Source organism: Pontibacter sp. JAM-7 (assembly GCF_048548695.2).
Taxonomy (GTDB): Bacteria; Pseudomonadota; Gammaproteobacteria; order Pseudomonadales; family Balneatricaceae; genus Neptuniibacter.
The window spans coordinates 1-237 of record NZ_JBLYIF020000079.1; the positions used below are offsets into that span (position 1 = coordinate 1).

The following is a 237-nucleotide window of genomic DNA, read 5'->3' on the forward strand; positions in this document are numbered from 1 at the left end:
CGGGCCGAGTACGAGCGCCTGATCGAAGTGTTCCGCGCCCACGACATCGGCTATTTCTTCTATAACGGTGGCGGCGATTCCCAGGATACTGCCTACAAGGTCTCCCAGATCGCCGACAAGATGGGTTACCCCATTACCTGCATCGGTGTGCCCAAGACCGTCGATAACGACCTGCCGTTCACCGACTGCTGCCCCGGCTTTGGCTCGGTTGCCAAATACATCGCCACCTCGACCCTG

The 237-nt window shown here is 59.5% G+C and carries 1 protein-coding gene; it reads left to right on the plus strand.

Annotated elements, in window-relative coordinates; all coding sequences use genetic code 11:
• The coding region (locus tag ACFVYJ_RS13935; protein WP_463255480.1) for a 6-phosphofructokinase at positions 1-237 on the plus strand (237 nt) is incomplete at both ends.